7 protein-coding genes are annotated in these 6,470 nt (G+C 70.2%); 4 read left to right on the forward strand and 3 right to left on the reverse strand.

Annotation, left to right across the window (positions count from 1 at the left end; all coding sequences use genetic code 11):
* Position 1: 1 nt before the first annotated feature.
* Positions 2 to 1,063, reverse strand: a complete 1,062-nt coding sequence (pheS, locus tag AB0305_RS16325; RefSeq protein ID WP_364137266.1) for a phenylalanine--tRNA ligase subunit alpha — start codon at positions 1,061 to 1,063, stop codon at positions 2 to 4.
* An 86-nt stretch (positions 1,064 to 1,149) separates the two neighbouring features.
* Between pheS and AB0305_RS16330 the strand changes: the two genes are divergently transcribed.
* Together AB0305_RS16330 and AB0305_RS16335 are read left to right on the forward strand one after the other, a co-directional pair.
* Complete coding sequence (locus AB0305_RS16330; protein ID WP_364137264.1) at positions 1,150 to 1,725, forward strand: hypothetical protein; 576 nt, start codon at positions 1,150 to 1,152, stop codon at positions 1,723 to 1,725.
* Positions 1,726 to 1,732: 7 nt separating this feature from the next.
* Positions 1,733 to 2,371 (forward strand): SIMPL domain-containing protein, encoded by a 639-nt coding sequence (locus tag AB0305_RS16335; RefSeq protein WP_364137262.1) that lies wholly within the window; start codon positions 1,733 to 1,735, stop codon positions 2,369 to 2,371.
* A gap of 37 nt (positions 2,372 to 2,408) precedes the next feature.
* Here the strand turns inward: AB0305_RS16335 and pcp are convergent, their stop codons facing one another.
* Positions 2,409 to 3,050 (reverse strand): pyroglutamyl-peptidase I, encoded by a 642-nt coding sequence (pcp, locus tag AB0305_RS16340; RefSeq protein ID WP_364137260.1) that lies wholly within the window; start codon positions 3,048 to 3,050, stop codon positions 2,409 to 2,411.
* A gap of 167 nt (positions 3,051 to 3,217) precedes the next feature.
* Here pcp and AB0305_RS16345 point away from each other — a divergent pair, with 167 nt between their 5' ends.
* Positions 3,218 to 4,420, forward strand: coding sequence for an Rv2578c family radical SAM protein (locus tag AB0305_RS16345; RefSeq protein ID WP_364137258.1), 1,203 nt, complete (start codon positions 3,218 to 3,220; stop codon positions 4,418 to 4,420).
* 107 nt (positions 4,421 to 4,527) lie between these two features.
* Here the strand turns inward: AB0305_RS16345 and AB0305_RS16350 are convergent, their stop codons facing one another.
* On the reverse strand, positions 4,528 to 4,971 hold the full coding sequence (locus AB0305_RS16350) for a (deoxy)nucleoside triphosphate pyrophosphohydrolase (RefSeq protein ID WP_364137256.1): 444 nt from the start codon (positions 4,969 to 4,971) through the stop codon (positions 4,528 to 4,530).
* A gap of 174 nt (positions 4,972 to 5,145) precedes the next feature.
* Between AB0305_RS16350 and AB0305_RS16355 the strand changes: the two genes are divergently transcribed.
* Positions 5,146 to 6,354: an MFS transporter gene (locus AB0305_RS16355; protein WP_364137254.1), complete on the forward strand. Its 1,209-nt coding sequence runs from the start codon at positions 5,146 to 5,148 to the stop codon at positions 6,352 to 6,354.
* The last annotated feature ends 116 nt before the right edge of the window (positions 6,355 to 6,470 follow it).

The following is a 6,470-nucleotide window of genomic DNA, read 5'->3' on the forward strand; positions in this document are numbered from 1 at the left end:
GTTAGATCTCCATCCCGAAGTGCTCGCTGAAACGTACATCGCCTTCGATCATGTCGCGCATGTCGCCGACCTCGTTGCGGAACATGAGGGTCCGCTCGATGCCCATGCCGAAGGCAAAACCTGAATAGACGTCCGGGTCGATGCCGGCCGCGCGGAGCACGTTCGGGTTGACCATGCCGCAGCCGCCCCACTCGATCCAGCGGGGGCCGCCCTTGGCGCCGGGGTGCCAGATGTCCAGCTCGGCGGAGGGCTCGGTGAACGGGAAGTAGTTGGGGCGCAGCCGGATCTGGGCCTCGTCGCCGAACATCTGCCGGGCGAAGTGCTCCAGGGTGCCGCGCAGGTCCGCCATGGACAGCTTCTTGTCGATGGCGAGGCCCTCGAACTGGTGGAACACCGGGGTGTGAGTGGCGTCCAGCTCGTCGGTGCGGAACACCTTGCCGGGGCAGAGGACGTAGATCGGGACCTCGCGCTCGAGCATGGAGCGGACCTGCACCGGGGAGGTGTGGGTGCGCATGAGAAGGTGCGCCTCGGGCGGCTCGACGAAGAAGGTGTCCTGCATTTCGCGGGCCGGGTGGTCCGGCTTGAAGTTCAGCGCGTCGAAGTTGAACCACTCGGATTCAACCTCGGGGCCCTCGGCGATCTCCCAGCCCATGCCGACGAAGATGTCAGCGACGCGGTCCTGGAGGGTGGAGAGCGGGTGGCGGGCACCGGCACGACGACGGCGCGGGGCGGCCGTGACGTCGACGGTCTCCTCGACCAGGATGCGGGCGTCGTTCTCGGCCTCGAGTTCCGCAGTGCGGTCCGCGAGCGCCTTGTTGACCCGTCCGCGGGAGGCTCCCATCAGCTTGCCGGCGGCGGCCTTCTGGTCCTTGGGCAGGCCGCCGATTTCGCGGTTGGCCAGGCTCAGGGCGGACTTCTCGCCCGTGTGCGCGAGGCGGGCGGCCTTGAGCTCTTCGAGGGTGGAGGCCGCGGCGATGGCGGCGACGGCCTGCTCTACGGCGGCGTTGATGGCGGCTTCATCCAGAAGGTTCGGGACGGCGGCGCCCGGCAAGGTGTCAGTCATCTACTGTTCTTCGCTACGAGTCGGGTGGTGTCTGAACCAGTCTAGTTGACGGCGCCGGAGCCCCGGCCGGGGTCTAGCATGGCCCCATGGGGACCGGAGCGAGGCTGCGGCAGCTGGCCAACCTGCTCAACGGCAGCACCCTGCTGGGCCTGCTGCTGGCCGCGGGTGCCCGCTGCCATGTGGCGTCCGGACCGCGCGGCCTGATCCTCGCCGCGGGCTACCGGTGGAAACTGCCCTACGCGGCGGCATTCACGGTGGGCAATGTCGTGCTGTTTCGGGCCGACGCGGACCGGGTCTTCGGCGCCGAATCTCCCCCGCCTTCCTCCCCTTCGTCATCCTCCTCTTCTTCGTCCTCCCCTTCCCCTTGCTTCCCTGACGGGGCGGGCTTCCCCGGGCTGCTGGGCCACGAGGAACGGCACAGCACCCAGTACGCGCTGTGCTGCGGAATCCCGTTCCTTCCCCTGTACTTCGCCGCGGCCGGCTGGTCCCTGTGCCGTGCCGGAAACCCCGGCACGGCCAACCCCTTCGAACGGCACGCGGGCCTGGCCGCCGGCGGCTACCCGGAACACGTCGACGCGCGGCCCCGCGGATGGCGGCGTTCCCCCGACCTCCGCGACGAACCCAACAACCGCGGCCTCTCAGGCCGCGACGGCGGAAAGTGAGACCACCATGACCAACTCCCCCAGGACCCTGTCCGTGACGGGCACCGGCACCGCCGAGTCCGCGCCGGACCTGCTGACCCTCTCGATCGGCGTCGAGTCGCGCCGCCCGGGCGTGGAGGCTGCCTACCGGGACGCCGGTGCCGCCGCGACCGCCATCACGGATGCACTTCGGGGCCACGGCGTGACGGATCGGGACATCACCAGCACCGGCCTGTCCCTGCGCGCCGAGTTCACCTGGCAGGAGGGCCAGGGCCAGCGCGTGACGGGCTACCTGGCGACCGGGACGCTCCGGGTCCGGCTCCGCGACCTGGCCGGTTCCGCGGCAGTCGTCGCCGACGCGGTGCGGGCCGGGGCCGACGACGCCCGGCTCCACGGGATCGACCTCGGCTTCGCGGATCCGGCCGCCCTCGAGTCCGAGGCCCGGGAGATGGCCTGGGAAGACGCGCTGACGCGGGCAGGGCAGTTCGCCGCCCTGGCAGGGGCGCGGCTGGGCAAGGTCCTCTCCGTGACCGAGAATCCGGCGTCCCCGCCCGCACTGCCGCCGGTGCCGCTGCTGCGCACGGCCGCGGCCCAGCCCGTCGCGGTGGAGGCAGGCAGCGCCTCGGTCACCGCCGCCGTCGGCGTCGTCTGGGAGCTCCTCGACTGAGCCGCCGCAGCGCGATATCAGGTGTGGTTCCTCCGCGTCAGTGGATGGCGCCGGCGGCCAGCTTGAGGTCGGTGGTGGTCGCCAGGGACGTCCGGACGACGACGGCGAGCGCCTCCCCCATCTGCTCCAGCGGCAGGGAGGCCGCGCCGGTTCCGGGCTGCACCTGATCCGGGCCGAAGGGAACGTGGACGAATCCGCCGCGGATGCCGGGCTCATCGCGGAGGGCGTGCATCAGGCCGAAGAAGACGTGGTTGCAGACGTAGGTTCCCGCCGTCTGAGAAACCTCGGAGGGTATTCCGAGGCGGCGCAGTTCCTGCAGCGCGGCCTTGACCGGCAAGGTGCCGAAGTAGGCGGCGGGGGCATCGGGTAGGACGGGCTCGTCCACCGGAGCGTTCCCGGCGTTGTCCGGGATCCGTGCGTCGTCACAGTTGATGGCGACGCGCTCCAGGGAGATGCCGGTCCGGCCGCCGGCCTGCCCGGCACACACCACCAGGTCCGGGCGGTGCTCCCGGAGCGCGGCGTCCAGCGCCACCAGCGAATCGCCGAAGACGCACGGCAGTTCCACGGTGGCCACCTCCAGGCCCTCGGCCCGCAGCACGCCGGCCGCATGCTGCACCGCCGTCCAGGAGGGGTTGGTCGTTTCGCCGCCGAAGGGTTCAAAGCCAGTCAGGAGGATCATGGGGCCAGCCTAGCAATCGTCGCGGCGGCCCCGGAGGGACAGTGACCGGTGGTGACGGCCGGCCGGCGCAGCCGGGTCGGTGCTTGCCCGGCACGGGGTGAGACGGGACGGGGTAGGACGGGACGGGCAGCCTTGACTTAAGATCGAACATATATTCGAATAAGGTCATGAGGTGGGACGCACAGGCACTCAATGCACAAGCAGTCGATGCAGAGGCACTCAATGCAGAGACGCCCAGGACCGGGACGCAGGCCCCCGACGGCCAGACGGCTCCGCTGCCCGCACCGGCGCTGCTGCCGCTGGCGGGCCTGGTCCGGTCCGTCACCACCCCGGAGTTTGCCGGGGTCACCTTCCACGAGGTCACCGCCAAATCGGTGCTCAACAAGGTGGCCGCCGGTTCCCGGATGCCCTTCGAATGGACCATCAACCCCTACCGCGGCTGCAGCCACGCCTGCGTCTACTGCTTCGCGCGGAAGACCCACACCTACCTCGACTTCGACGCGGGCCTGGACTTCGACAGCCAGGTGGTGGTCAAGGTCAACGCCGCGGAGGTGCTGCGCCGTGAGCTGGCGAAACCGTCGTGGCAACGGCACCAGGTGGCTTTGGGTACCAACACAGACCCCTACCAGCGCGCCGAGGGCCGCTACCAGTTGATGCCCGGCATCATCCGGGCCCTTGCCGACTCCGGCACGCCCCTCTCCATCCTCACCAAGGGCACCCTGCTGGCCCGCGACATCCCGCTGCTGAAGCACGCGGCCACCCAGGTACCCGTGGGCGTGGGCATTTCCCTGGCCATGACGGACGAGCAGTTGTCCGAGGCGGTGGAACCCGGAACACCCGGTCCCCGGGCCCGGTTGAAGCTGATTTCCCGGCTGCGCGAGGCCGGCCTGCCCTGCGGCGTGATGGCCATGCCGATCCTGCCGTGGTTGTCCGACTCGGATGAGGCCCTCGACTCCCTTTTCGGTTCGCTGGCGGCGGCCGGGGCCACGGGAGTCAGCGCCGGGGCCCTGTACCTCAAGCCCGGGACCCGGGAATGGTTCATGCAGTGGATCGCCAGGGAACACCCCCAACTCGCCGGAAAGTACCGCCGGCTGTACGGCGGCGGGTCCTACGCGTCCAAGGAATACCGCGCCTGGCTGGCCGGCCGGGTCCGTTTCTTCAAGGCCCGCCACGGCTTCATCGGCTCCACGGGTTTCAGTCACGAGGACATCGACCAGGACCCGCGCGACGAGGAGGCCCGGTACCCGGCGGGCAGCCTGCCGGGCTCGGCGCGCATCAGGCATGGACGGGGCACCGCGGGCAGCGGCGGTCACTCCGGTACCGGGGAGTCGGCCGCCGAACCGGTGGCCGCCCAGCCCACGCTGTTCTGAGGTCCGGTTACCCATGTAGGGCGGCGTCCGGGCTGCGGATAGAGGGTAGGTCTTGCGAGTTGGGCTTGGCGAGCTGGGCCTGGCGGGTCGCGGCTAGTTGGTTGAGGCTAGTGCGTTGAGGCCTGCGCGGCGACGGCCGCGAGGAGCGCCTCGACGATCGGCAGGTCCGCGGGGATCCAAAGCAGCGCCAGCACCTGTTCCGGGTCGGCCAGGGGCACCCAAAGGAGTTCGTCGTGGTCCTGCAGCGGCTGCGGGGTCCCGCCGTCGAGTTCGGCAAACCAAACCCGCATCACCGCCGTCGGGTTTAACGGCCAGCCTTCCGGCCCGGGTGCGGGTAATTCAGGTCCCAGTACAACCCGGACACCGAGCTCCTCGGACAGTTCCCGGTGCAGCGCCTGCTCCGACGTCTCCCCCGGGTCCACCTTGCCGCCGGGGAACTCCCACATGCCCGCGAAACGGGGCGGCGCGGTCCGCCTCGCCACCAGCAGGGTCCGGGGCCGGGCCAGGGAATCGACGATCGCACCGCCGACGACGTTGATGAGTTCAGTCACGACCCCAGTCTAGGTGCCGCCGCACCCCCGCCCCGGGAGAGAATGGAACGGCCGCGCAGTCCGGATCCGGAATAGCGGGCCGCCCGCCACGCGTTGGCACACACGGAACTGCGCAAACCCCTGATCCACGGCCACGGCCGGGCACTGACCACTCACTGATCGAAAAGCAGATGGATGACTTTAACTAACGACGCCCCCACCACACCCCGGACCGGTTCCTACAACCTGACCCTCGCCATCATTTCGCTGGCCATGGGCGGCTTCGGCATCGGCACCACGGAATTCACGATGATGGGCCTGCTCAAGGAGGTCGAGCACGGTCTGGGCATCAGCACCCCGGAGGCCGGGCACCTGATCTCCGCCTATGCGCTCGGCGTCGTGGTCGGCGCCCCGCTGCTCGCCGCCGTCGGCGCGAAGCTCCCCCGCAAGTATCTGGCCCTGGGCCTGATGCTGTTCTTCAGCCTCGCGAACCTCAGCTCGGTCATCGCCCCAGATTACGGCACCATGCTGGTGTCCCGCTTCGCGGCCGGCCTGCCGCACGGCGCGTTCTTCGGCGTCGCCGCGGTGATCGCCTCCTCGCTGGTTGCCCCCACCCGCCGCGGCTGGGCCATTTCGATGGTGATGGCCGGCCTGACGGTCTCCAACGTCATCGGCGTCCCGTTCGGCACCTGGCTGGGCCAGAACTTCGGCTGGCGGCTGCTGTTCCTCCTGGTCGGCATCATCGGGATCGCCACCATGGCCATGCTGTGGAAGTTTGTCCCGTACCAGGCACCCCACGCTGACGCGAGCATCCGCCGGGAACTCGCATCCCTCAAGCGGCTGCAGGTCTGGCTGGCGGTGCTGATCGGCGTCGTGGGCTTCGGCGGCTTTTTCGCGACCTACACCTATATCGCCCACACGATGACCGACGTCGCCGGGATCCCGGCCGAATGGCTGCCCCTGGTCGTCGCGCTCTACGGTGTCGGCATGGTGGTGGGCAACATTGTCGGCGGACGCATCGCCGACAAGTCCGTCATGGGCACCATCTACTGGGTACTCCCCGGCGTCGCCGTGGCCCTGGTGGTGTACGCCGTAGCGGTGCACTGGCCGTGGTCCGCGTACCTGATGGTCTTCGTCGTCGGCGGCGCGGGTTCCATGCTGGTCCCGGCGCTGCAGACCCGTTTGCTGGACGCCTCCCCCGACGCGCCGTCGCTTGCCTCCTCGCTGAACCACGCCGCCCTGAACGTGGCCAACGCCCTCGGCGCCTTCCTCGGCGGCCTGGTCATCGCCTGGGGCTGGGGCTACGTGGCCCCCGCCCTGGTCGGCGCGGTGCTGGCGCTGCTGGGCCTTGGCGTCGCCGTCCTCAGTGGGGCCGTGGAACGCCGGAGGCCGCTGGTCCGGTAACCGCGACCGCCGTTCGGTCCAACGGCCTGCCGGCTGCCCGGACCGGTGATTCGGTGGTGCGGCGCGGGCGCGGAGGCCGCCCCCCGCCCCCCGGGCGGGTGCAGGTGGGTGAAACC

It is taken from the genome of Arthrobacter sp. NPDC080086 (assembly GCF_040702285.1).